This window comes from Microbacterium esteraromaticum (genome assembly GCF_017303215.1).
GTDB classification, from domain to species: domain Bacteria; phylum Actinomycetota; class Actinomycetes; order Actinomycetales; family Microbacteriaceae; genus Microbacterium; species Microbacterium esteraromaticum_C.
The window spans coordinates 1,364,054-1,386,514 of sequence record NZ_JAEMWU010000001.1; the positions used below are offsets into that span (position 1 = coordinate 1,364,054).

General features: G+C 68.7%; 22 protein-coding genes. 17 read left to right on the top strand and 5 right to left on the bottom strand.

Annotated elements, in window-relative coordinates:
- The first annotated feature begins 88 nt into the window (after positions 1 to 88).
- The 3 genes from JF543_RS06140 (at position 89) to JF543_RS06150 (ending at position 3,468) form a co-directional block, all read left to right on the top strand.
- Positions 89 to 1,672, top strand: coding sequence for a cytochrome ubiquinol oxidase subunit I (locus tag JF543_RS06140; protein ID WP_206823256.1), 1,584 nt, complete (start codon positions 89 to 91; stop codon positions 1,670 to 1,672).
- Positions 1,673 to 1,698: 26 nt separating this feature from the next.
- Positions 1,699 to 2,736 (top strand): cytochrome d ubiquinol oxidase subunit II, encoded by a 1,038-nt coding sequence (cydB, locus tag JF543_RS06145; RefSeq protein WP_179411449.1) that lies wholly within the window; start codon positions 1,699 to 1,701, stop codon positions 2,734 to 2,736.
- Between the two features lie 135 nt (positions 2,737 to 2,871).
- A complete protein-coding gene (locus JF543_RS06150) occupies positions 2,872 to 3,468 on the top strand; it encodes a gamma carbonic anhydrase family protein (protein WP_179411447.1) in 597 nt (198 codons plus the stop codon).
- 113 nt (positions 3,469 to 3,581) lie between these two features.
- Here the strand turns inward: JF543_RS06150 and gdhA are convergent, their stop codons facing one another.
- Entirely contained in the window at positions 3,582 to 4,949 is a 1,368-nt protein-coding gene (gene gdhA / locus JF543_RS06155) for an NADP-specific glutamate dehydrogenase (RefSeq protein ID WP_179411446.1), read from the bottom strand.
- 130 nt (positions 4,950 to 5,079) lie between these two features.
- Positions 5,080 to 7,746, bottom strand: a complete 2,667-nt coding sequence (locus tag JF543_RS06160; RefSeq protein ID WP_206823258.1) for a phosphoenolpyruvate carboxylase — start codon at positions 7,744 to 7,746, stop codon at positions 5,080 to 5,082.
- Positions 7,747 to 7,814: 68 nt separating this feature from the next.
- On the opposite strand from JF543_RS06160, the gene nhaA reads away from it, so the two are divergent.
- The 3 genes from nhaA to JF543_RS06175 are packed head-to-tail and all read left to right on the top strand — an operon-like array spanning position 7,815 to position 10,998.
- The gene (nhaA, locus tag JF543_RS06165) at positions 7,815 to 8,987 is read left to right on the top strand and encodes a Na+/H+ antiporter NhaA (RefSeq protein ID WP_206820834.1); all 1,173 of its coding nucleotides are present in this window, start codon (positions 7,815 to 7,817) and stop codon (positions 8,985 to 8,987) included.
- A 10-nt stretch (positions 8,988 to 8,997) separates the two neighbouring features.
- Positions 8,998 to 9,672 carry a MazG family protein gene (locus tag JF543_RS06170; RefSeq protein ID WP_206823260.1) on the top strand — a complete coding sequence of 225 codons (675 nt, stop codon included), beginning with the start codon at positions 8,998 to 9,000 and terminating at the stop codon, positions 9,670 to 9,672.
- 60 nt (positions 9,673 to 9,732) lie between these two features.
- Positions 9,733 to 10,998 carry a histidine--tRNA ligase gene (locus tag JF543_RS06175; RefSeq protein ID WP_242519591.1) on the top strand — a complete coding sequence of 422 codons (1,266 nt, stop codon included), beginning with the start codon at positions 9,733 to 9,735 and terminating at the stop codon, positions 10,996 to 10,998.
- A gap of 23 nt (positions 10,999 to 11,021) precedes the next feature.
- On the opposite strand, the gene JF543_RS06180 is transcribed toward JF543_RS06175, so the two are convergent.
- Positions 11,022 to 11,519, bottom strand: coding sequence for a VOC family protein (locus tag JF543_RS06180; protein ID WP_179411441.1), 498 nt, complete (start codon positions 11,517 to 11,519; stop codon positions 11,022 to 11,024).
- Between the two features lie 82 nt (positions 11,520 to 11,601).
- On the opposite strand from JF543_RS06180, the gene JF543_RS06185 reads away from it, so the two are divergent.
- Complete coding sequence (locus JF543_RS06185) at positions 11,602 to 12,372, top strand: helix-turn-helix domain-containing protein (protein ID WP_206820830.1); 771 nt, start codon at positions 11,602 to 11,604, stop codon at positions 12,370 to 12,372.
- 38 nt (positions 12,373 to 12,410) lie between these two features.
- On the opposite strand, the gene JF543_RS06190 is transcribed toward JF543_RS06185, so the two are convergent.
- Together JF543_RS06190 and JF543_RS06195 are read right to left on the bottom strand one after the other, a co-directional pair.
- A complete protein-coding gene (locus JF543_RS06190; protein WP_206823267.1) occupies positions 12,411 to 13,643 on the bottom strand; it encodes an APC family permease in 1,233 nt (410 codons plus the stop codon).
- A 38-nt stretch (positions 13,644 to 13,681) separates the two neighbouring features.
- Complete coding sequence (locus JF543_RS06195; protein WP_206820828.1) at positions 13,682 to 14,155, bottom strand: DUF4442 domain-containing protein; 474 nt, start codon at positions 14,153 to 14,155, stop codon at positions 13,682 to 13,684.
- Positions 14,156 to 14,253: 98 nt separating this feature from the next.
- Between JF543_RS06195 and JF543_RS06200 the strand changes: the two genes are divergently transcribed.
- The 10 genes from JF543_RS06200 to JF543_RS06245 all read left to right on the top strand — a co-directional run bounded on the left by JF543_RS06200 (position 14,254) and on the right by JF543_RS06245 (position 22,460).
- Positions 14,254 to 14,604 carry a GntR family transcriptional regulator gene (locus tag JF543_RS06200; protein WP_179411437.1) on the top strand — a complete coding sequence of 117 codons (351 nt, stop codon included), beginning with the start codon at positions 14,254 to 14,256 and terminating at the stop codon, positions 14,602 to 14,604.
- A complete protein-coding gene (locus tag JF543_RS06205; RefSeq protein WP_242519405.1) occupies positions 14,601 to 15,656 on the top strand; it encodes a DUF1648 domain-containing protein in 1,056 nt (351 codons plus the stop codon). Before JF543_RS06200 ends, JF543_RS06205 begins: the two co-directional genes overlap by 4 nt.
- A gap of 15 nt (positions 15,657 to 15,671) precedes the next feature.
- Positions 15,672 to 16,670, top strand: coding sequence for a CPBP family intramembrane glutamic endopeptidase (locus JF543_RS06210; protein ID WP_206823268.1), 999 nt, complete (start codon positions 15,672 to 15,674; stop codon positions 16,668 to 16,670).
- A gap of 156 nt (positions 16,671 to 16,826) precedes the next feature.
- On the top strand, positions 16,827 to 17,489 hold the full coding sequence (locus JF543_RS06215) for an O-methyltransferase (protein ID WP_206823271.1): 663 nt from the start codon (positions 16,827 to 16,829) through the stop codon (positions 17,487 to 17,489).
- A 45-nt stretch (positions 17,490 to 17,534) separates the two neighbouring features.
- Positions 17,535 to 17,954: a DUF4260 family protein gene (locus JF543_RS06220; RefSeq protein ID WP_206823272.1), complete on the top strand. Its 420-nt coding sequence runs from the start codon at positions 17,535 to 17,537 to the stop codon at positions 17,952 to 17,954.
- A complete protein-coding gene (locus JF543_RS06225; protein WP_206550239.1) occupies positions 17,951 to 18,475 on the top strand; it encodes a TetR/AcrR family transcriptional regulator in 525 nt (174 codons plus the stop codon). The genes JF543_RS06220 and JF543_RS06225 overlap by 4 nt, the downstream gene beginning before the upstream one ends.
- A gap of 75 nt (positions 18,476 to 18,550) precedes the next feature.
- Positions 18,551 to 19,831, top strand: coding sequence for a phosphopyruvate hydratase (gene eno / locus JF543_RS06230; RefSeq protein WP_206823273.1), 1,281 nt, complete (start codon positions 18,551 to 18,553; stop codon positions 19,829 to 19,831).
- 62 nt (positions 19,832 to 19,893) lie between these two features.
- Positions 19,894 to 20,463 (top strand): FtsB family cell division protein, encoded by a 570-nt coding sequence (locus tag JF543_RS06235; protein ID WP_206823274.1) that lies wholly within the window; start codon positions 19,894 to 19,896, stop codon positions 20,461 to 20,463.
- 84 nt (positions 20,464 to 20,547) lie between these two features.
- On the top strand, positions 20,548 to 21,111 hold the full coding sequence (locus JF543_RS06240) for a DUF501 domain-containing protein (RefSeq protein ID WP_206823276.1): 564 nt from the start codon (positions 20,548 to 20,550) through the stop codon (positions 21,109 to 21,111).
- Entirely contained in the window at positions 21,108 to 22,460 is a 1,353-nt protein-coding gene (locus tag JF543_RS06245; protein WP_206550235.1) for a S8 family peptidase, read from the top strand. Before JF543_RS06240 ends, JF543_RS06245 begins: the two co-directional genes overlap by 4 nt.
- The last annotated feature ends 1 nt before the right edge of the window (position 22,461 follow it).

Below are 22,461 nucleotides of genomic sequence, written 5' to 3' on the forward strand. Positions count from 1 at the left end.
CTATGCTTCGTCGAAATAGTTCTACGTGTCGTAGAATTCAAGAGGTCGGTAGAGCCGATCGCATTCCGCATCCAGAAGGAGACACCGCGTGGACGTGCTCGACATCGCAAGATGGCAGTTCGGAATCACAACCGTCTATCACTTCCTGATGGTCCCGCTCACGCTTGGGCTGGGCCTCATGGTGGCGATCATGCAGACCCGGTGGGTCCGCACGGGCGATGAGAAGTTCCTGCGTATGACCAAGTTCTGGGGCAAGGTCTACCTGATCAACTTCATCGTTGGCGTCGCGACAGGACTCGTCCAGGAGTTCCAGTTCGGCATGGCGTGGAGCGAGTACTCCCGCTTCGTCGGCGACGTCTTCGGTGCACCGCTGGCCATGGAGGGTCTGCTGGCGTTCTTCGTCGAGTCGACCTTCCTCGGCATCTGGATCTTCGGCTGGGGCCGCCTGCGGAAGGGGCTCCACCTCGCAGCACTGTGGTGCGCCGTGATCGGCTCGTGGATCTCGGCCTTCTTCATCATCGTCGCCAACTCCTGGATGCAGCACCCCGTCGGCGTGGAGCTCGGCGATGACGGACGCCCGGTCATGACCGACGTCTGGGCAGTGCTTACCAACAACACCGCCCTCGCCGCGTACACGCACACCATCCTGGGGGCCCTGGTCGTGGCAGGCATGTTCTTGCTCGGCATCTCGTGGTACCACCTGTGGCGTCGTCGCCACGACGGCATCGACACGGTCGATGACGCCGGCAACGTCGTCGTCGGCGAGGCCCAGGGCGTCCCCGGGCGTGACCGCACCGACCACGGCGTATGGATCTGGTCGCTGCGCGTCGGTGCCATCGTCGCGATCGCCGGCTTTCTCGGCACCGTCGTGACCGGCGACATCCAGGGCAAGCTCATGTACGAACAGCAGCCCATGAAGATGGCCGCCGCAGAGGCCGCCTGCCACACCGGTTCGTCGTTCTCGGTGCTGTCGCTCGGTGACCCCGGCTCGACCGACTGCTCCGACGTCGTCACGCTCATCGAGATCCCCGGCGTGCTCGGCTTCCTCGGCACCGGTGAATGGGGTGCCGACATGCCCGGCATCAGCGACCTCGAACCCACGTACGTCGACCAGTACGGCGCGACCATCCCCGACGACGAGCTCTACGGCATCCACGCGGGAGCCGAAGTCAACTACGTGCCCGTGATGTGGGTGACCTACTGGGGCTTCCGCCTCATGATCGGACTCGGTGGCATCGTCGCGCTGGGCGGCGTCGTCGCCCTCTGGCTCACCCGCCGCGGCACCGTGCCCCGCTCTCCCTGGATCATGCGCCTGGCGCTGCTCGGCATCGTCGCCCCGTTCGCCGCGAACATCGCGGGCTGGATCTTCACCGAGCTCGGACGCCAGCCCTTCGTCGTGGCGCCCAACCCCGACCCGACCGGCGTTGACGGCGTGTTCATGTTCACCGCGGCGGCCGTCTCTCCCGGAGTCACAGCGGGCGAGATGCTGTTCTCGGTCATCACCCTGACGCTCGTGTACGGCATCATGCTCGTGATTGAGGGATACCTGATGGTCAAATACATCCGCGGCGGTGTCGCGGCCTCCATGCCCGAGCTCGCGGCCGGTGACGGCCACGGTGACGACCCCGACGGCGACGAGAAGCGAGACGACGTGCTCGCGTTCGCGTACTGACCGGCTGACTCGAGAGGAACATCGAAATGGAACCGCTTCCCGTCGTCTGGTTCATCGCCATCGCCGTTCTATGGATCGGCTACCTGCTGCTCGAAGGCTTCGACCTCGGTGTCGGCATGCACATGAGCTTCTCCACGCGCTCCGAGCGTGACCGTCGGGTCATGCTCAACACCATCGGCCCGGTCTGGGACGGCAACGAGGTGTGGCTGATCACCGCCGGTGCGGCGATGTTCGCCGCGTTCCCGGCCTGGTACGCCTCGTTGTTCTCGACGCTGTACGTACCGTTGACCATCGCCTTGGTGGGCCTGATCGTGCGAGCGGTCGGTATCGAGTACCGCGGCAAGATCCACACCGAAGGCTGGCGCACGTTCTGGACCTGGATGATCGGCCTCGGTTCGCTCATCGTCGCGTTCTGCATCGGTGCGGCGCTCGCGCTGACCTCCATTGGACTGCCGATCGACGGCAACGGCGACCGCGTGGGCGGACCGTTCGTCTGGCTCACCCCGACCGCCGTGCTCGGCGGACTCGCCGTGGTCGGCTTCTCACTGGCCCACGCCGCCACCTTCCTCGGTCTCAAGGCCGACGGGCCCGTGCGCGAGAGGGCCGGCCGGTTCGCTGCTCGCTGGGCGCCGCTGTGCCTGGTACCGGCCGCGCTCTGGGCGATCTGGGTGCAGATCGCGCACGGTGGCAGCATCCTCGCCTGGGTATTCATCGCGCTCGCCGTCGTCTCGGCGGTGCTCGGCTGGGTGGCCGCCCGCAAGCGCAACGAGGGCTACGCCTTCGTCGGCTACGCCGGGTTCGGTCTGTTCGGCGCCGGTGCGATCTTCGCGGGCATGTTCCCGCTGGTGCTGCCGTCGACCGTCGACTCGGCGTTCGACCTCACGGTCTGGAACGCCGCCAACGGCTCGTACACCCTGGGAGTGATGACGGTGGTCGCCGTCGTCGCTCTGCCGGTCATTCTGCTCTACCAGGCCTGGAGCTACTGGATCTTCCGCAAGCGCGTCACCCCGGGCATGATCCCCGAGGCGCACATCGTGCTGCCGGCGGTGCTGCGCGCCCGCTGAGCCACGTCGGAAATCCCAGACGGCCCACGCGCTACAGGCGTGTCCACCCAAGACACACCGAGCCAGTCAGGGTTCGTCTGGGATTTCCGACATCCTGGCGTCGGAACACCGCCCGCGGAGCGCTAGTCTGGCCGCATGATGTACGAGCACCTCGGGGCTCGGCCCCGCATCCACGACACCGCCGTCGTGGCGCCGACCGCTGTGATCTCGGGCGATGTCGAGATCGGACCGAACTGCCAGGTGCTGCACGGCGCCGTGATCACGGCGGAAGGCGGGCCCATCACACTGGGCGAGTACGTGATCGTGATGGAGAATGCGCTGATTCGTGCCACGGCCGCCAATGCCGTGCATATCGGGGATCACACGTTGGTGGGCACCCTGGCCAGTATCGCCGGCGCGACCGTCGGTGAAGAGGTGTTCTTCGCCTCGGGTGCGCGGGTGTTCAACGGGGCGATCGTGGGGGCACGTTGCGAGATCCGGGTCAATGCGATCGTGCAGCGCCGGGCCGTGCTGCCCGAGGGAACCGTCGTTCCGATCGGATGGGTGGCCGTTGGCGACCCCGTGCGGTTGTTCTCACCCGACCAGGCCGATGAGATCGCCGCGGCGATGCCAGAGCTCGACTTTCCCGGGCACGTGTTCGGCGTTGACCGCGACACCCCTGACCTCATGGTGCAGCTCACTGAGCGCTACGGCACGTCACTGGCCCGCCACGCCGACGACCACAGGCTCTGACCGCGGCATCCGCCCTCCGGCATCCGCTCTCCAGCATCCGTCTGTTTGTCACAAAGCCCCGGAACTCGGCCGGAGTTCCAGGGCTTTGTGACAGATAGACGGGGGAGTGGGGGTTAGATCACGCCCTGGGCGAGCATCGCGTCGGCGACGCGCTCGAAGCCCGCGATGTTGGCGCCCGCGACGTAGTCGCCGGGCGTGCCGTAGCGCTCGGCGGCGCGGAACGACGCATCGTGGATATCGGCCATGATGTCGCGCAGCTTCTGCTCGCTGTCGGCGAAGTTCCAGCGCTGACGCGAGGCGTTCTGGCTCATCTCCAGCGCCGACGTCGCAACGCCACCGGCATTCGCGGCCTTGCCCGGGGCGAACAGCACATCGGAATCCTGGAAGGCGCCGACGGCCTCAGGCGTGCACGGCATGTTGGCTCCCTCGGCGACGGCGCGCACGCCGTTGGCGATGAGCATCTGCGCCGACTCGAGGTTCAGCTCGTTCTGCGTGGCGGCCGGGATCGCGATGTCGACCGGGGTCTCCCAGACGTTTCCGCGTTCCACGAAGCGGGTGCCGGGGCGACGCTTGGCGTACTCGATGATGCGACCGCGCTCGACCTCCTTGATCTGGCGCAGCAGCCCCAGATCGATTCCCGCGTCGTCGACGATGTAACCCGACGAGTCGGATGCCGTCACCGCACGGGCCCCGAGCTGCGTGGCCTTCTCGATCGCGTAGATCGCGACGTTGCCGGAGCCCGAGACGGCGACGCGCTTGCCCTCAAGGCTCTCGCCGTGCACCGCGAGCATCTCTTGCACGAAGAACACGGCGCCGTAACCGGTCGCCTCGGTGCGCACCTGCGCGCCGCCCCAACCGATGCCCTTGCCGGTGAGGATTCCGGTCTCGGCGCGGTTGGTGATCTTGCGATACATGCCGTACATGTATCCGATCTCGCGGCCACCGACGCCGATGTCGCCCGCGGGCACATCGGTGTGCTCGCCGATGTGGCGGAACAGCTCGTTCATGAACGACTGGCAGAAGCGCATGACCTCGGCGTCGCTCTTGCCGTGCGGGTCGAAGTTCGAGCCGCCCTTGCCGCCGCCGATGCCCTGACCGGTCAGCGCGTTCTTGAAGATCTGCTCGAATCCGAGGAACTTGATGATCGAGATGTTCACCGACGGGTGGAAGCGCAGGCCGCCCTTGTAGGGGCCGAGCACCGAGGAGTACTGCACGCGGTAGCCGCGGTTCACCTGCAGCTTGCCCGAGTCGTCCATCCACGGCACTCGGAAGATGATCTGCCGCTCGGGCTCGACCATGCGGTCGAGCACACCCTTGTCCAAGTACTCGGGACGGCGCTCGAGCACCGGGCCGATGGAGTGCAGCACCTCGTGCACTGCCTGGTGGAACTCCGGCTCGTTGGGGTTGACGTGCAGCACGGCGTCGAAGACGGGCTGAGCGGCAACGTTGAGCGGGTGGAAATCGGCAGTGGTATCGGTCACGCGGGGGAGCTTTCTGACGGGGGATGTGATGTATGCGATCGTGTCGCGTGATGCGTCGCCGGATCAGGCAGAGGTCTCACTCTAACGCGCGAGATCCGCTGGTACCGACGACAAGACGCGGCGGATGCTGTCAGCCGGTGTTCTGCAGACCGGCGGCGACTCCGCTGACCGAGAGCAGCAGCAGGCGCTGCAGCTCCGGGTCGGCGGCGGGGGCATCTGCATCGGCGCGCAGGGCGCGCAGCGCGCGCAGCTGCAGCAACGAGAGGGCGTCGACGTAGGGCGTGCGCAGCTGGACGGCGCGCTGCAGGATCGGCTTGTCGGCCAGCAGCTGCTCGCCACCGGTCAGACGGACCACCCACTCCCGTGTCAGTCGCAGTTCGTCGAGCACGATGCCGGCGAGGTCGTCACGGTCGCCGAGCGACAGGTACTCGGCGGCGATGCGTTCGTCGGTCTTGGCGAGGCTCATGGCGACGTTGTCGATCATGGTGCGCAGCAACGGCCATTCGCGGTAGGCCTCGACCAGCGCCTGCTCGTCGCCGACTGCCTGCAGCGCCGTTCCGAGTCCGAACCAGCCGGCCAGGTTGATGCGCGCCTGCGTCCAGGCGAACACCCACGGGATCGCCCGCAGGTCTTCGAGCGACTCGACCGACAGGCCGCGGCGGGCCGGGCGGGAGCCGAGGGCGAGCAGACCGATCTCTTCCATCGGGGTGACGGTGGCGAACCACGGGGCAAAGCCGTCGGCGCCCACCAGTGAGAAGAAGCGCTCGCGCGAGGCGACGTCCATCACCTTGGCGATGCCGGCGAACCGTTCGGCGGCGCCGCTGGTGCGCTGCTCGACGCTGGGCGATGACGCCAGCAGCGTCGCCGCGGCGACCTGGTCGATGTGTCGCATGGCGATGGCCGGCTCGCCGTAGCGGGCGAAGATCACCTCGCCCTGCTCGGTGAGCTTGAAGCGGCCGTCGACGGAGTGCGGCGGCTGGGCGAGGATCGCCGAGTTCGCCGGTCCGCCGCCGCGCCCGAGGGCGCCGCCGCGACCGTGGAAGAGGGTGAGTCGGATGCCCGATTCCACGGCCCACTGCGCGATGTCGCGCTGCGCTTCGTACAGTGCGAGGTTCGCGGCGACCGGACCGACGTCCTTGGAGGAGTCCGAGTAGCCCAGCATGACTTCGAGTCGGTTGCCGGTCTCGTCCAGTCGCGCGCGGAACGCGGGCTGCTGCACGACCTCGGCCATGATGCCGGGCGCCGCCTGCAGGTCGGCGAAGGTCTCGAACAGCGGAACGACGTCGAGCACGGGAGCCTGGTCGCCGAGAGCGTAGTGGGCGAGCCGGTGCACGGCGGCGAGGTCGTCGGCCGAACGGGTGAACGAGACGACGTAGCGGCCCGCGGCGCGCAGCCCGTGGCGGCGCTGGATGTCGGCGATCGCGCGGAAGACCTCGAGCACCTCCTGCGTGCGCTCGCTCAGCTCAGCCCCGGCGTCGAGCTCAGCGAGCGCCTCGGCGTGTACCTGCGAGTGCTGGCGCACCTCGAGCTCGGTGAGGTGGAAGCCGTAGGTCTCGACCTGCCAGATCAGGTGCTGCAGGCCTCCGAAGGCGTGTCGGCGGGCTCCGGATGCTGCGAGCGAGCTCTGCACGGCACGCAGATCGGCCAGCAGCTCTTCGGGCGCGGCGTAGGCGCTCTCGGTCTCGACTCGGGTGGCGTGTACGCGGTGAACGACCGCGAACATGGCACGGCGGTGCGGTTCACCGGGCGAGCGCTTGGCGATCTCGGCCGCCGCGTCGGCGTGGTCTCGTGCGAAGGCATCCCAGAGTGCGGTCACCTCGGTGGTCGGCGGCGTGCTCTCGGCATCGAGCGTCAGGGTGCGGCCGATGCGCTCGATCGCGCGCTCCAGGCCGCGCAGCACGTGCTCCGAGGCGATCTCGGCCGCCTCACGGGTGACCGAAGCGGTCACGAACGGGTTCCCGTCGCGGTCGCCGCCGACCCACGAACCGATCCGCACGAACGCGGGCACCACGGGGGCGCTCGATCCGGAGCCCTCGCCGCGCAGAGCGTCGTCGATCCGGCGGTACACGTGAGGGACGGTGGTGAACAGCGTCTCGTCGAAGACGCCCATCACGGTGCGCACCTCGTCGCTGGGGGTGGGCTTCTCAGCCCGCAGGGGCGCGGTGCGCCACAGGGTGTCGATCTCTTCCAGCATCCGACGCACGGCGCGGCGCTGTTCGGAGCCGCCGGGGCTGGCCAGATCGTGCTGCCCGAGCAGGTCGGAGAGGCGGCGGATGCTGCCCGATACCGCCCGGCGACGAGCCTCGGTCGGGTGCGCGGTGAAGACGGGGTGGAAGCGCAGGTCGGCGAGGCGCTCGCGGGCGGCATCCTCTCCGATCTCTGCACGCAGCCGGGCGTAGGCGGTGGCGACGGTGTCGGCGACGTCCTCGCGACCGGGCTGTCCGGCGCGTTCCCGCAGCACGCGGACGCGCTGGTGCTCCTCGGCGAGGTTCACCAGGTGGAAGTAGCAGGTGAAGGCGCGGGCGACCTCATCGGCGCGTTCGATCGTGAACGCGTCGGCGATGGATGCGGCGCGTTCGAAGGCGTCGGTGCTGTCGGCATCCGCGGCCTGGATCGTCGCCAGGCGCAGGCGCTCGACGTCCTCGTACAGTCCGGGAGTGCCGGATTCGCGCAGCACCTGACCCAGCAGCCCGCCCAGCATGCGCACGTCGGCGCGCATCGCCTCGGGGATGCCGTTCGATGCCTCGAAGCGGGTGATGACGCGGATGGCTTCGGTGTTCGTAGGCTCGGGGGACATTCTTCGAGAGTATCCCCGTCGTGGATGTCGCCCGCGCCACGTGACACACGCCGCCTACGATGGACGCGATGCGCATTTCAGACAATCCCCTCCGCGGACAGCAGTTTCCCGCGGCGCTCCTGCTGATCGCCGCCGGGCTCGGACTGCTGCTGGCGAACCTGCCCACGCACGATGCGATCGGTGCCGTCCTTGACGCGCACATCGCGATCCCGGGTACGGCACTCGACCTGTCGATCGCCCACTGGGTGTCGGACGGACTGCTGGCGGTGTTCTTCTTCGTCGTCGCCATCGAGCTGCGCTACGAACTCACCCACGGTGAGCTCGACTCGCCCCGCAAGGCTGTGCAGCCGGCGATCGCCGCGACCGGTGGCGTGCTCGTGCCGATCGCCGTCTACCTGCTGATCGCCGGGGCAGAGCCCGCGACGGCGGGCGGCTGGCCCATTCCGACGGCCACCGATATCGCCTTTGCGCTCGGCGTACTCGCGATGTTCGGCAAGGGGCTGCCCACGTCGGTGCGCGTCTTCCTTCTTGCACTGGCGATCCTCGACGACATCATCGGCATCGTCTTCATCGCGGTGCTGTTCGCGCACGACGTCAACTGGATGCAGCTGGGGCTCGCCGCCGTCGGCGTGATCGGGTTCGGCGTGCTCAGCCGCATCGTGGCCAAGAACGGCTCGTCGGGCATCGCCGTGGTCATGGGCGTCATCGCCGTCGCTACGTGGGGACTGGTCGCCTCGTCGGGCATCCACGCGACGATCGCGGGTGTGCTGCTGGGGCTGGTCATGTCGCCGGCACCGGCCGAGCAGGTGCGGCACGGTCTCGAACCGACGGTGAACGGGGTCATCCTGCCGCTGTTCGCGTTCGTCGCGGCGTTCGTGGTGATCCCGCAGGTGGCACCCAGCCAGCTCTCGCCCGCATTCTGGGGCATTCTGGTGGCGCTGCCCGTGGGCAAGATCATCGGCATCGGCCTGTTCGGATGGATCGCCATGCGCATCCGCCCCAAGGGCACGCCGCCCGCACTGGAGCTGCCCGATCTGCTCGCCGCCGGTGCGCTGGGCGGTATCGGCTTCACCGTGTCGCTGCTGCTGGCTAACCTCGCGTTCGCCGGCGACGAGCTCGTGCGCGACGAGGCGATCCTCGGCGTGCTCGGCGGTTCGCTGATCGCACTGGTGCTGTCGGGCTTCATCGTCTCGTGGCGCGCGCGCCATTACCGTCGCGCCACGGTCGCCATTCTCGACTGAGGAGATACCCATGACCGACCCGTCGCATCGTTCGGACCCGCTGCGCGCTGCCGCCGAGACGATGCGGCAGGTGCGCGAGCGGTGCGTGTGGTCTCAGCAGATCACGCACCGCGACCTCGTGCCGTACCTCGTCGAGGAGTCGCACGAGGTCATCGAGGCGGTCGAGACCGGCGACGGCGCAGACTTGCGCGAAGAGCTCGGGGATCTGCTCTGGCAGGTGCTGTTCCACGCGGCCATCGCCGCGCACGACGGCGCTTTCGATATCGACGACGTCGCGCGCGGCCTCACCGAGAAGATGGTGCGCCGGCATCCGCACGTCTTCTCGGATGCCATCGCGGAGACGCCTGAAGAGGTGCTGGTGCACTGGAACGCGGCGAAGGCCGCCGAGAAGCACGCGCGTCGCAGCGTGCTCGACGGGATTCCCGCAGGGATGCCTGTGCTGGCGCGAGCACAGAAGGTGCTCGGGCGCGTTCACCCGGTCGTTGAGCGAGCGAACGCAGCGACCGAGACGAAACACCCCCGCGACGAGCCGGCGCCGCTGCCAGCATCCGAGATCGAGCTCGGCGACGCGCTGCTGTCGCTGGTCGCCCACGCCCGCGCGAACGGATGGGACGCCGAGCGTGCCCTGCGCGAGCGCCTGCGTGTTCTCGAGAACGACGTGCGCGCCGCTGAGTCGGGCGGCTGACGCGCTCGGCCGCAGACCTGGAAAGATAGACCCGTGGCAACTGTGAACCCGCCGCGCGGAATGCGCGATTTCCTCCCCGCTGACAAGGCCCGTCGCGAGCGTGTGCTCGCCGTCATCCGCGAGCGCTATCGTGCGCACGGCTTCGACGAGATCGAGACGCCGGTGGTCGAGGAGCATGCGCGTCTGCATGCCGGAATCGGCGGCGACAACGAGAAGCTCTCGTACAGCATCCTGCGCCGTGGGCTCGATGCCGAGGGCATCCGCGCCGCGGCCGATGACCCGGCGGCGCTCAGCGATCTCGGGTTGCGCTACGACCTGACGGTGCCGCTGGCGCGCTTCTACGCGACCAATCGCGGTCAGCTGCCCGGCGTCTTCCGCTCGATCCAGATCGGGCCGGTGTGGCGCGCCGAGCGCCCGCAGAAGGGCCGCTACCGCCAGTTCGTGCAGTGCGACATCGACATCATGGGCGATGAGACCGCTCGCGCCGAGGCCGAGCTCATCGTCGCGTCGATCGACACGATCGACGCTCTGGGCCTCGAAGGCGGCATCGTGCGCGTGAACGACCGGCGCGCGCTGGACTGGATGCTGGATTCGTTCGGTTTCAGCGAGGATGAGCGCCCCGGTGTGCTGATCACGATCGACAAGCTCGACAAGATCGGACCCACGGGTGTCGCCGCCGAGCTGCGCGATCGCGGGGTCACCGCCGCGGCGGTCGACGCGTTCGAAGCGTTCCTGACGCGTCCGCAGACCATGGAGTACAACCCGTACGGCGAGCGGCAGATCCGCAAGGCACTTCCGGAAGGGGCCCCCGACGAGATCGTCGCGCACCTGGTCTCACTCGGCGAGGCGGTCAGTGCCGCGCGTCCGGATGCCGGCGAGCCGCCGCTGGTCTACGACCCCTTCCTCGTGCGGGGCATGGGGTACTACACGGGCACGATCTTCGAACTCGCCCACCCGTCGGTCGACTACTCGCTCGGCGGTGGCGGTCGCTATGACGGCATGATCGGCCGGTTCCTCGGCCAGCAGGTGCCCGCCGTCGGCTTCTCGATCGGGTTCGAGCGCATTGTCGATCTGGTCGCCGAGGTCGAGGCCGAGGCCGCACAGGCAGTTGTGCTGGTGCACGATGCCGATGTTCCGGTGGGTGAGCTGCTGGCGCACAAGGCGGCGCTGCTGCGCGACGGTGGTGCGGCACGGGTGCGTCTGGAGCGCCGTCCGAAGAACATGAAGGCGCTGTTGGAGCGCGCGACGGCCGACGGATACACCGGCTTCGCCACGGTGCGGGCCGGAGACGTGGTCGGCGCGGTCGAGGTCAAACCGCTGTCCTGACTACGGCGGTCGGTGCCGGGCGTTCAGGCCTGCTGCGCCGCCCATTCGGCCACGCGCGCCGCGGACTCCTCCTCGGAGAGGTCTTCGACGCGGCTCATCACCGACCACCGCACCCCGAACGGATCGCGGATGCTGGCGAACCTGTCACCCGAGACGAAGTCGGATGGCGCCTCGCGCACGGTCGCTCCGGCCTCGACGGCACGCGCGACGACGGCATCCACGTCGGGAACGTACAGCCCCATCGAATAGCAGTCGTCATCGCCCTGCGGCGGTGCGACGAGGTGATAGTCGGGGGAGGGCTCGCCGAGTTGCAGCATCCCCATGCTGAAATCGAGTTCGGCATGCACGACGACGCCGCCGAGCTCGGTCACGTCGACGACGCGTGCGCCGAAGACGTCGCGGTAGAAGACGATCGCGTCCGCGGCGCCCGGAAGTGCCAGGAAAGGAGTGAGCGAGGTCGATCCGTTGGGGCGGCCGTTGGTCGTGTGCGTGCCGGTCAGTCCGGTTGTCTGATTGGTCATATGCCGACGCTAGGAGCACGGTCGGGCGCCGCGCTTGGAGATTCGCGACAGGATGTCGGTTGCCGCGTCTAACGTCGATGCTGTGATCGACGCGAGACGTGGCGTGCTGTTCCCCGACCGGATGCCGCAGTTCCACCGTCTGCCGCCCGAGCCGGCAGCCGCCGAGTTGATCGCCTGGTTCTGGGTGCCCGAGTGGGATCTGCCAGAGGGGCAGATCTCGCGGCAGGACGTTGTCGCGTACCCCGCGCTGAACCTGGTGATCTCGCCCGAAGGTGCGCAGTTGACTGGACCGACGACCTCGGCGACGTATCGCGAGCTCAGCGGTCGCGGCTGGGCGGTCGGGGCACTTCTGCGTCCGGCGGGTGTGGCGGGACTCACCGCCGACCCGGCATCGTTGCGCGACTCCGCGATTGTGCTGCAGGCACCCGAATTGGTCGAACAGGTCGCGTACGCGATGGCACAGCCCGATCGGCTATCGCGCGTCGTCGAGATCGTCTCGCGCTGGCTGGTGCAGCAGAAGGGCACGATCACGGATGCTGATCGCCACGCCAATCACATGGCCGATCTGCTGATGACGGACGCCACCGTGCGCTCGGCCAAGCAGGCCGCTGCTCACTTGGCGGTGTCGTTGCGCACGCTGCAGCGGATGACGCATCGCTATGTGGGGCTTCCGCCGCTGGCGATGATCCGTCGCCGACGCCTGCAGGAGGCAGCCCAGCGATTGCGTGATGACCCCGACAGTGATCTGAGCACACTCGCCGCGGACCTCGGGTATGCCGACCACGCGCATCTGACCGCAGACTTCCGCAGGGTGCTCGGCATGCCGCCCAGCAGCTACCGGGCTCGTCTCTGACGAGATTCGGTCGGTTCAGCAGATGCCCGGGGATGCGCCTAGCGACGCGTCACGCGCAGCCGTAGGATCCGATATCCGATGCCCAGCAGCACCACGGCCGTCCCGGCCAGCGAAGCGAGCACCGGCAGGGTGCTGACCAGCACGAGGCATCCGAGCGCGCCGATCACCTGCAGGAACCGCGGGTAGTGGCGCGCAGCGCCGTGCTGGCGGAACGCCGCGGCGTTCGCGATCAGGTAGTAGAGCAGGACTCCGAAGGATGAGAAGCCGATCGCTCCGCGCAGATCGGCGACCAGCACGATGCCGATGACCGCGAGGCCGATCGCGATCTCAGCTCGGCGCGGGACGTGCCACCGCGGGGCGACGTGCGCGAGGAATCGCGGCAGGTCATGTTCGCGCGCCATCGCAAGGGTGGTGCGTCCGATGCCGGTCAGCAGCGCTAGCAGAGCCCCGAGCGATGCCGTCGCGGCTGCGACGCGCACGATGGGTTCTGCGCCTGCCCAGCCCGCGGCGGCGACGACGTCGGCGAGCGGGTGCACGCTGCCGATCGCGTCGGCTCCGAGAGTCGACACGACGGTGATCCCGATCACCACGTAGACGACGACCGCGCCCGAGAGGGCGAACACGATGGCGCGTGGGATCGTGCGGGCCGGGTCGGTGACCTCCTCGCCCATGGTGGCGATACGGGCGTAGCCGGCGAAGGCGAAGAAGAGCAGACCGGCGCCCTGCAGGATGCCGTACAGGGTGGCGTCGGGCAATGCGTCAGGGGTCGCGCCCGGGGCGGCGGCGGTGGCGCCGGCGGCAGTGACGACAGCGAGCCCGAGCAGCGTGATCACCACCAGGATGCGGGTCAGCAGGGCGGTGCGGGTGATGCCGAAGCAGTTCACGGTCACCAGCGCGGCGACCGCGAGAACGGCCACCGGTACACGCCACTCCTCGGGGGCCGCGTAGGCGGCGAAGGTCATCGCCATCGCTGCGCTGCTGGCGATCTTGCCGATCACGAAGCACCAGCCGGCGATGAACCCCGACCAGGGGCCGATCTCGGCGCGCGCATAGGCGTAGGTGCCGCCGGCGACCGGGTGCACCGCGGCGAGCTGTGCCGACGAAGTCGCGTTGGCGAAGGCGACGAGCGCGGCGATCGCGAGGGCGATCAGGATGCCGGAGCCTGCCGCGCCGAGGGCGGGTGCCCAGACGGCGAACACGCCGGCACCGATCATCGAGCCAAGTCCGATGGCGATGGCGTCGGCGAGGTTCAGGCGGCGAGCGAGGGGCATCCGATCATGGTCCCACCGTCTGGTGAACGGGCGGTGACCTACGCGCCGCGGGCGTCGGTGACGCGCTTCTTCTCGCGCACGTACACCTCGCGCCGCACGCGTGCCACGGTGTCGCCGGTTGCGTCGGTGATCTCGGTCTCGAACCACTCGAGCACCTTCGTCCCGCCGTGCGCGCGCTCGCGCAGACGCTGCACCTGCTCAGTTGACACGTGGAAGTGGGCTGTCAGCACGCCGCGTCCGGGCTTGACGAACTCGATCTCGCCGCGGGTGTCCCAGACCACGTAATCGCGACCGAGCTGGTGCATCACGAGCATGAAGAAGTATGGGTCGGTCATGGCCGACATCGATCCGCCGAAGGCCGTCTTGACGTAGTTGCGGGTGAACACGTTGACGTGCAGTTCGACGGTGGCGTGCGTCCAGTCATCCGAGAACCGACGCACGCGGATGCCGCTGAAGAGGTTCGGAGCCCACAGGCTCATGCCGAGGGCGAGGCGACGAGGGGTCATGCGCATGCGGTCAGTCTGCCGGGGGAGACTCTGGTGGCCGCGATCGGCTGGATACTATCGACAACTGTTCTATTTGAACTAGAATAAGCGTGTTGGAGGTGCTCATGTTGATCCGGATCGACCCCGAGAGTCCACGGCCGCTGTTCGAGCAGATCGCGGCGTCGGTGCGGGGTGACGTGCTCGCAGGGCGACTGCGCCCCGGCGATCGTCTGCCGGCGGCGCGCGAGTTGGCCGACGCCACCGACGTCAACGTCCACACCGTGCTGCGTGCCTACCAAGAACTGCGTGACGAGGGTCTTGTCGATCTGCGTCGTGGCCGGGGCGCAGTCATCTCAGCATCCGCCGCCCCTCTCGCCGCGCTTGCCGACGACATCACCGCCCTCGTGCGCCGTGCCGTCGAGCTCGGCGTCACGCCCACCACCCTCGCCGCCCTCATCAAGGAGACGAACCGATGAACGACCGTTCCCGCAGCAGCGATGCCCCCGAACTGTCCGTCACGGACGTGCGGCACGACGAACTGCGGCGCGCGCGCCGCGCCCTCGTCGTCGTCGGACTCGTGCTGCCTGTCATGCTCACGGCGATCGCGGCCGGGCTTGTGCTCGCGTGGTTGCCCGACGTGCCCGATCCGGCGGCGACCCACTGGGGGCCGGGCGGCGTGGACGGCTTCGGTGCGCCGGTGACGTACCTGTGGCTGTCGTTCGGTCTCGGATTGGGCGTGCCGGTGCTGATGGTGATCACCGTGCTCAGCGTGGCGCGGGGGCAGTGGGGCGGCAGCGCGCGTCTGCTCGGTGCTGTTGCTCTGGGAATGTCGGGCTTCAGCGCCGTTCTCACCACCGGCTCGGTCTGGCTGCAGCGCGGACTCGACGACGCGACGCAGGCGGGATCGATCCTGCCGACCGTGATCGGCGGGTTCAGCGCGCTGCTCGTGCTCACCGCCGCCGGTTGGGTGCTGCAACCGGACGTGCATCCGACACCGGCGGTGGCGCTGCAGCCTGCCCACCTCGCGTCGATCTCGGCGGGGGAGCGGATCGTCTGGTTGGCGACCGCGTCGATGGCGCGTGCGGGGATGATCGCGTTGGGTGTCGGCGTCGCCGCGCTGGTCGGCATCGCTGCGGTGACAGCCGTGCAGGCGCCGGAGATCGTGTGGATCCCGCTGTTGGTGATCGTGCTCATCGGCGTCGCCGTCGGCGCCATGTCGTCGTTCCGAGTGCGGGCCGGTGCCGAGGGCCTTCGGGTGCGCTCGTTCCTCGGATTCCCGCGCATCGACGTGCCGCTTGAGCAGATCATCTCGGTGCGGGCCGTGCAGTGCCACCCCTTCGCCGAGTTCGGCGGCTGGGGGTGGCGGCTCAGCACGGATGGCCGAAACGGTATCGTGCTTCGAACCGGACCGGCGATCGAGGTGCAGCGGCGCGGCAAGCGCACCCTGGTGGTGACCGTGGACGGCGCCGAGGTCGGCGCCGCGACACTGCAGGCATATCTCGACCGTGCCCGGTCGGCGCAGGCGTGAAACCGGAGGAGAACAATGGATGCTGTACAACAGTCCACGACTCGTCAGAAGGTGACTATCGGGCTCGGCCCGATCCTTGCCTTCGTTCTGCTGGCCTGCGGCCTGGCCTGGTTGGTGGCGTTGCCGCTGTGGCTGGGTGACGGCCTCGCCTCGCCCCTGACCGGCGTACTGCTGCCCCTGATGATGTTCACGCCGGCTCTTGCACTGCTGATCGTGATGTTCACGATGCATCCGATTCCGAAGGGCGAGCGGCTGCGGTTTCTCGGAATGTGGCCGTTGCGCCCCGCGAAGCGGGTCGTGTGGATGATGGTGATCGGCCTGTTCGGCACGGTCGCCGTCGTCGTGGCGGCGATGCTGCTGTCGGTCGCGCTCGGGTGGCTCTCGGCCGACTTCATCGGGCTCTCCGGATTCGCTCAGACGCTCGAGTCGTCGGTGCCCGCGGGAACGCCGCTGCCGCCCGCGTGGGTGCTGGTTGCCGTGCAGCTGGCCTCGATCCCGTTCGCGGCGGCGACCATCAACGCCGTGATGGCCTTCGGAGAAGAGGTGGGGTGGCGGGGATTCCTGGTGCCCGCACTGCGCCGTTACGGCACCTGGCCCGCACTGCTGATCAGCGGCGTGATCTGGGGTGTGTGGCACGCGCCGGTCATTCTGCTCGGCTACAACTTCGGCCGCACCGACATCACCGGGGTGTTGCTGATGACGGCAGGTTGCATCGTCTGGGGCGTCCTGCTGGGGTGGCTGCGGCTGCGCAGCACGTCGATGTGGCCGGCCGTGTTCGCGCACGGTGCGCTCAACGCGGCGGCCGGCCTGCCGATCGTCTTCCTCGCGGCCGGCGCCGTGACCGACCCGGCGCTGTCGATGGCGCTCGGCGCCTCGGGGTGGATCGTCGGTGGCGTGGTGATCGTCGTGTTGCTGCTGACCGGCCAGTTCCGTCAGCAGCCGAACCTGGCAGAGCCCAAGCCCCGGGCATCCGTCGCCCCGCCGATCGCGCCACCCGCTCCGCCGGTGGCCTGATCCCGTCGGTGGCCTGATCCCGTCGGAAATCCCAGACCATCCGGCATCCGATCGGTGTGTCGCGGCGCGGCGCGCCGCCGATCGCACGGACGGTCTGGGATTTCCCACACAGCGCAGAGTCTTGACCGCGCGCGGCGCGCCAGGTTGGCTGAGGGCATGGCCGAATCCACACCGCAGAACTGGCACGACGTCGACCACTACCTCGCCGAGACGCTCGTCGGGCACGATCCCGCGCTCGAGGCGGCGCTCGCCGCACAGCGGGGCGCGGGGATGCCCGAGATCGAGGTCGCGCCCGTGGCCGGCAAGCTCCTGAACCTCCTGGTACGCATCAGCGGCGCCGAACGGGTGCTCGAGATCGGAACACTCGGCGGCTACTCGACCATCTGGATGGCGCGCGCCGTGGGGGAGCGCGGACGGGTGACCACGATCGAGGCAGAGGCCGACAACGCTGCTGTGGCGCGAGCGAGCATCGACGCGGCCGGGGTCGGTGACCGCGTCGACATCCGCATCGGACGCGCCGCCGACGTGTTGCCGACGCTCGTCGGCGGCTTCGACCTGGTGTTCATCGACGCCGACAAGGAATCGAACACCATCTATCTCGACTGGGCCGCGAAGCTCGGGCATCCGGGCACCGTCGTGATCGTGGACAACATCGGTCGCAACGGCGATGTCGCCGACGCGTCGAGCACCGATCCGATGGTGGTCGGCACCCGCGCGGGACTGCGGATGCTGGCAGATGACCCACGCTTCGATGCCACGGCCCTGCAGACCGTCGGTCTGAAGGGATGGGACGGGGTCGCACTCGCCGTCGTCGTCTGAGCGAGACGATTGACGAATGACCATGCGGCTAATACCATTAGCCGCATGGTCATTCGCATCCTCTGGGGAATTCTCGCCGCCGCCGCGATCACGCTGTCCGTGATCTCATCGGTCGACTACGGCTGGATCGTCGGTGGTCCGGTGATCGTCTTCGCGCTGCTGCCCGACGTCGCTCTCATCGGCGCCTTCGACCCGACCCGTTCGGGTGCGCTGCGCCCTGACCGGGTGGTGGGGTACAACATGCTGCACCTCGCACGCTTTCCGGTGCTGCTCATCGCGGGGGGCTCATTGATCACGCTTCCCGTGGTCGGAGGTGCGCCGGGAGGAGCCGTGGTCGTTGGCATGGGGCTCGCCTGGTTGGCACACATCGCCGTCGACCGTGCCGTCGGGTACGGACTGCGAGACCGCGACGGGTACATTCGATCGGTCGCCGGCACGCCGACGCCCGGCGCGTGCCAGGCATGAGCGCTCGCCGCGAGCAGATCCTCGACGTCGCCGAACGGGTGCTCGAAGACGTCGGGGCGGACCGCTTCGGAATCGGTGAACTCGCCCGTGCGCTCGATATCAAACCGCCGAGCCTGTACAAGCACTTCCGAGGCCTTGACGCCATCGTGCACGCGCTCATCTCTCGCGGCTTCGTGCGGCTCGGCGTTGCACTGGAGGGCGCTGACGGGCTGGCGGGATTCGCCGAGGTGTACCGTGCCCAGGCGCTCGCGGCACCGCAACTGTACTGTCTGATGACCCAGCATCCGCTCGACCGCACCCAGCTCGAACCCGGCGCGGAGGAGCGGGCGATGCGCGCGCTGCTCGACCTGTTCGGCGAGAGCGTGCAGGATCACCCGCGGGCGCGGGCCGCATGGGCGTTCGCGCACGGCCTGGTCGCGCTCGAGATCGCCCAGCGCTTTCCACCCGGCGCGGATCCCGGGCCGTCCTGGGCGGTTCTGGTGTCATCGCTGGCGCCGCGTCATGCGTCCCCGGCGGGCTGAGCGCCCCCGGGTTAGACTGGGCCACGGATCGACGTCGCTCCACACCACCTTTCCTCTCTGAAAAGGAGCACATCTGTGGCACTCATCGAGGCAGTAGGCGCACGCGAGATTCTCGACTCGCGCGGAAACCCGACCGTCGAGGTGGAGGTGCTCCTTGATGACGGAATCGTGCAGCGCGCCGCCGTCCCGTCGGGTGCATCCACCGGCGCTTTCGAGGCATACGAGCTGCGCGACGGCGACAAGGGTCGCTACGGCGGCAAGGGCGTCCTGAAGGCCGTCGAGGCAGTGCTCGACGAGCTCGGCCCCGCCATCGAGGGCGTTGAGGCGAGCGAGCAGCGCATCGTCGACGAGATCCTCAACGAGGTCGACGGCACCGACAACAAGAAGCGCGTGGGCGCCAACGCCATCCTCGGCGTCAGCCTCGCGGTGGCCAAGGCCGCTGCCGATTCGGCCGACCTGCCGCTGTACCGCTACCTGGGCGGACCGAACGCGCACGTACTGCCCGTTCCGCTGTTCAACGTCATCAACGGTGGCGAGCACGCCGACAACGGCATCGACATGCAGGAGTTCTTCCTCGCCCCGATCGGTGCCGACACCTACTCGGAGTCGCTGCGCTGGGGCGTCGAGACCTACCACGTGCTGCGCAGCGAGCTGCAGGCCGCCGGCTACGCCACCGGTCTCGGCGACGAGGGCGGCTTCGCTCCCGACCTGCCCAGCAACCGTGAGGGCCTGGAATTCCTGATCAAGGCGATCGAGAAGGCGGGCTTCACTCCGGGCAAGGACATCGCCCTGGGTCTTGACGTCGCCGCGACCGAGTTCTTCAACGACGGCGTGTACCGCCTCGACAACAAGGACTGGACCGGCCCCGAGCTGATCGAGTACTACCAGGGCCTGGTCAACGACTTCCCGATCGTCACGATCGAGGACGCGCTGGCCGAGGACGACTGGGACAACTGGAAGCTGCTTACGGATGCCCTCGGCAGCAAGGTGCAGCTGGTCGGAGACGACCTGTTCGTCACCAACCCCGAGCGCCTCGCCGACGGCATCGCCCGTGGCGTCGGCAACTCGCTGCTGGTGAAGGTCAACCAGATCGGCACGCTCACCGAGACGTTCGACGCGGTCAGCCTGGCGCAGCGCTCCGGTTACACGGCCATGCTCTCGCACCGTTCGGGTGAGACCGAAGACACCACGATCGCCGACCTCGCTGTCGCGACCAACGCCGGTCAGATCAAGACCGGTGCGCCCGCCCGCAGCGAGCGCGTCGCGAAGTACAATCAGCTTCTGCGCATCGAAGAGGACCTCGGTGACGCCGCGGTGTTCGCCGGTGCATCGGCGTTCCCGCGCTTCGGCCGCTGAGCCAAGACACGCGGACGCTGAACGGCTGATACCGCACTGAGACGCTACGAAGGAGGGGGAGCATGGCACGACGACCAGCTCCCCCTTCATCGTCTCCGCACAGCGATGAGCCGCGCCCGCAGCACGCACCGCGCACCCCGGCATCCGCCCCGTCGAGCCGCAGAACGCGCACGCGCACGCGCCTCGCCGACCGCGCCGTCGATGTGCGGGAGTGGGCCAGCGGCATCCGCCTCTCGGCCTTCGCAGCGATCATGCTCTCGCTCGTGGTCTTGGGTACCTGGGTGCTCGTGCCGACCATCGGCACGTACCTCGACCAGCGCCAGAAGATCGCCGCCCTCGAGCACTCGGTGCAGCTGACCGAGGAGCAGATCGCCGAGCTCGAGCGCGAGCAGGCGCGCTGGGATGATCCGGTGTACATCACCACTCAGGCGCGTGAACGGCTCTACTACGTCAGGCCCGGTCAGGTGCCCTACCTCGTCGACTTCGATCTCGACCCCGCTGACCTGCCGCCCGCGCAGCAGGAAGTCAGCGAGGAACTGCAGCAGCGCGGAGCAGACTGGATGCCACACTTGCTGCGCAGCATGACCGCCGCCGGGCTGGCACAGACCGCCGTCGGCACGCCCGCGCGCTGACCCGTGATGCCGCCGGAGGCGGACACCGTCGGAACACAGCCCGCGCTGAGTCGGCACACAGGCGCTCTCCCGTACTCTGGAGTAGTGACGAGACCGCCGTTTGAGCCACCGACCGCCGCCGAGATCGCCGTGGTCTCCGATCAGTTGGGGCGCCCCGCACGCGGTGTCGTCGGTATCGCCGCGCGCTGCGTGTGCGGAAACCCGACCGTCGTCGCGACGGCGCCGCGCCTGCACGACGGAACGCCCTTCCCGACCTTCTACTACCTGACCCATCCCGCGGCCACCGCAGCCATGTCGACGCTTGAGGCGACGCAGGTGATGCCCGAGCTGGCGCAGATGCTCGACGAGGACGCCGACGTAGCCGCCGGGTACCAGCGTGCACACGAGGCGTACCTGGCCGACCGCGCCCAGTTCGGCGAGGTCCCCGAGATCGACGGCATTTCGGCGGGTGGCATGCCGACCCGTGTAAAGTGCCTGCACGCGCTCGCGGGCCACGCCCTTGCGGCCGGCCCCGGTCTCAATCCGATCGGTGACGAAGCGCTGGTGCGATCGAGTTGGTCGCCCGAGCGGTGCGCATGCGCCGCGCCGGGCGCGGCTCTGCGCGATGCGGGTGACACTCCGGCATCCGAAGGGGACGCCTCGGAATGACGAGACGGCGGATGCTGTCGGGCATCGCCGCGATCGCGGTGATGACGAGCTCCGTGATCCTCGGCGCGGTGCCGGGGGAGTCGGCCGCCGCACAGGTGCACGACGCCGAGACCGAAGAGACTCCGGCTCCGCTGCCGATTCCCGACGACCCGTCGGATCCGGTGCGCGCCACCGAGTACTGGCTCGATGGTGCGAAGATCCGCGATGCGTGGCAGGTCACGCGCGGCGAAGGTGTCACCATCGCGGTGCTCGACACCGGTATTGGAGAGGCCGCGGGGATCTTCGGCGACGCTGTCATCGGCGGTACGGACGTGTCTGGGGCCGGTACCAACGACGGACGCACACCGGTCGGTGTGGTCAACCGGGCCCACGGCACGCTGGTCGGCTCGATCGCGGCGGCACCGGGCAACGTCGACGGTACGGGCTTGATCGGTGTTGCGCCGCGCGCCGATCTGCTGTCGGTGTCTCTCGGGTTTCCCGGCACATCGGCCACGGTGCCGTTCAGCGACCAGGTGGCCGAGGGCATCAAGTGGGCGGTCGACAACGGTGCCGATGTCATCAACCTGTCGTTCACCACGAACACTCTCGACTGGGACAAGAGCTGGGATGAGGCCTTCCTCTACGCCTACGAGCACGACGTCGTCGTGGTCGCCGCAGCGGGCAACCGTGACAGCGGCACGACGATCATCGGTGCCCCGGCGACGATCCCCGGCGTGCTCACCGTCGGCGGCGTCGACCAGACCGGTGTGGCCAGCCAGGGGGCATCCACGCAGGGCATCACCATCGGTGTGATGGCGCCGAGCGAGTCGCTCATCGGCTACACGGCGGACGGCGAGATCGTCGGGTGGAACGGCACCAGCGGTGCCGCGCCGATCGTGGCCGGCGCCGTGGCGCTGGTGCGCGCGGCGCACCCTGACCTGGATGCCGCCAACGTCATCAACCGGATCGTCAAGACTGCGGTTCCCGTGCCCGAAATGCAGCGCACCCCCGACCCGCTCTACGGTTACGGGCTGCTCGACGTTCACGCCGCGGTGACCGCGTCGGTGCCGCGCGTGGAGAGCAACCCGATGGGAGACCTGCAGGAGTGGGTTCGGGTGTACCGACGAGCGGATGCCCCGGATCGGCCGGATCCGCAGGACACGACCGAACCGGTGACCATCCCGCCGTTGCCGCCGCCGGAGCCGCCCACCGAGGCGGGCACCCCGTTGCTGCCGACAGCGGAGTCACTGCGATACGGTACCCTGCCGCTTCTGGCGCTCACGGTGCCTGGTATCCTGATAGCGCTTGGCGTCACCGCAGCTGCCCGGCGCATCCGAACGGAGCGCGGTCGACGCGTTCCCACCCCCTGAC

What these genes read in the sequence shown, in the direction of transcription:
- JF543_RS06225 (WP_206550239.1), top strand. Translation starts at nt 17,951, where the DNA reads ATGAGCGCTCGCCGCGAGCAGATCCTCGACGTCGCCGAACGGGTGCTC.
- JF543_RS06200 (WP_179411437.1), top strand. Translation starts at nt 14,254, where the DNA reads ATGTTGATCCGGATCGACCCCGAGAGTCCACGGCCGCTGTTCGAGCAG.
- JF543_RS06195 (WP_206820828.1), bottom strand. Translation starts at nt 14,155, where the DNA reads ATGCGCATGACCCCTCGTCGCCTCGCCCTCGGCATGAGCCTGTGGGCT.
- JF543_RS06210 (WP_206823268.1), top strand. Translation starts at nt 15,672, where the DNA reads ATGGATGCTGTACAACAGTCCACGACTCGTCAGAAGGTGACTATCGGG.
- cydB (WP_179411449.1), top strand. Translation starts at nt 1,699, where the DNA reads ATGGAACCGCTTCCCGTCGTCTGGTTCATCGCCATCGCCGTTCTATGG.
- JF543_RS06215 (WP_206823271.1), top strand. Translation starts at nt 16,827, where the DNA reads ATGGCCGAATCCACACCGCAGAACTGGCACGACGTCGACCACTACCTC.
- nhaA (WP_206820834.1), top strand. Translation starts at nt 7,815, where the DNA reads ATGCGCATTTCAGACAATCCCCTCCGCGGACAGCAGTTTCCCGCGGCG.
- JF543_RS06175 (WP_242519591.1), top strand. Translation starts at nt 9,733, where the DNA reads ATGCGCGATTTCCTCCCCGCTGACAAGGCCCGTCGCGAGCGTGTGCTC.
- JF543_RS06150 (WP_179411447.1), top strand. Translation starts at nt 2,872, where the DNA reads ATGATGTACGAGCACCTCGGGGCTCGGCCCCGCATCCACGACACCGCC.
- JF543_RS06170 (WP_206823260.1), top strand. Translation starts at nt 8,998, where the DNA reads ATGACCGACCCGTCGCATCGTTCGGACCCGCTGCGCGCTGCCGCCGAG.
- JF543_RS06205 (WP_242519405.1), top strand. Translation starts at nt 14,601, where the DNA reads ATGAACGACCGTTCCCGCAGCAGCGATGCCCCCGAACTGTCCGTCACG.
- JF543_RS06180 (WP_179411441.1), bottom strand. Translation starts at nt 11,519, where the DNA reads ATGACCAATCAGACAACCGGACTGACCGGCACGCACACGACCAACGGC.
- JF543_RS06245 (WP_206550235.1), top strand. Translation starts at nt 21,108, where the DNA reads ATGACGAGACGGCGGATGCTGTCGGGCATCGCCGCGATCGCGGTGATG.
- JF543_RS06160 (WP_206823258.1), bottom strand. Translation starts at nt 7,746, where the DNA reads ATGTCCCCCGAGCCTACGAACACCGAAGCCATCCGCGTCATCACCCGC.
- JF543_RS06235 (WP_206823274.1), top strand. Translation starts at nt 19,894, where the DNA reads ATGGCACGACGACCAGCTCCCCCTTCATCGTCTCCGCACAGCGATGAG.
- JF543_RS06190 (WP_206823267.1), bottom strand. Translation starts at nt 13,643, where the DNA reads ATGCCCCTCGCTCGCCGCCTGAACCTCGCCGACGCCATCGCCATCGGA.
- JF543_RS06220 (WP_206823272.1), top strand. Translation starts at nt 17,535, where the DNA reads ATGGTCATTCGCATCCTCTGGGGAATTCTCGCCGCCGCCGCGATCACG.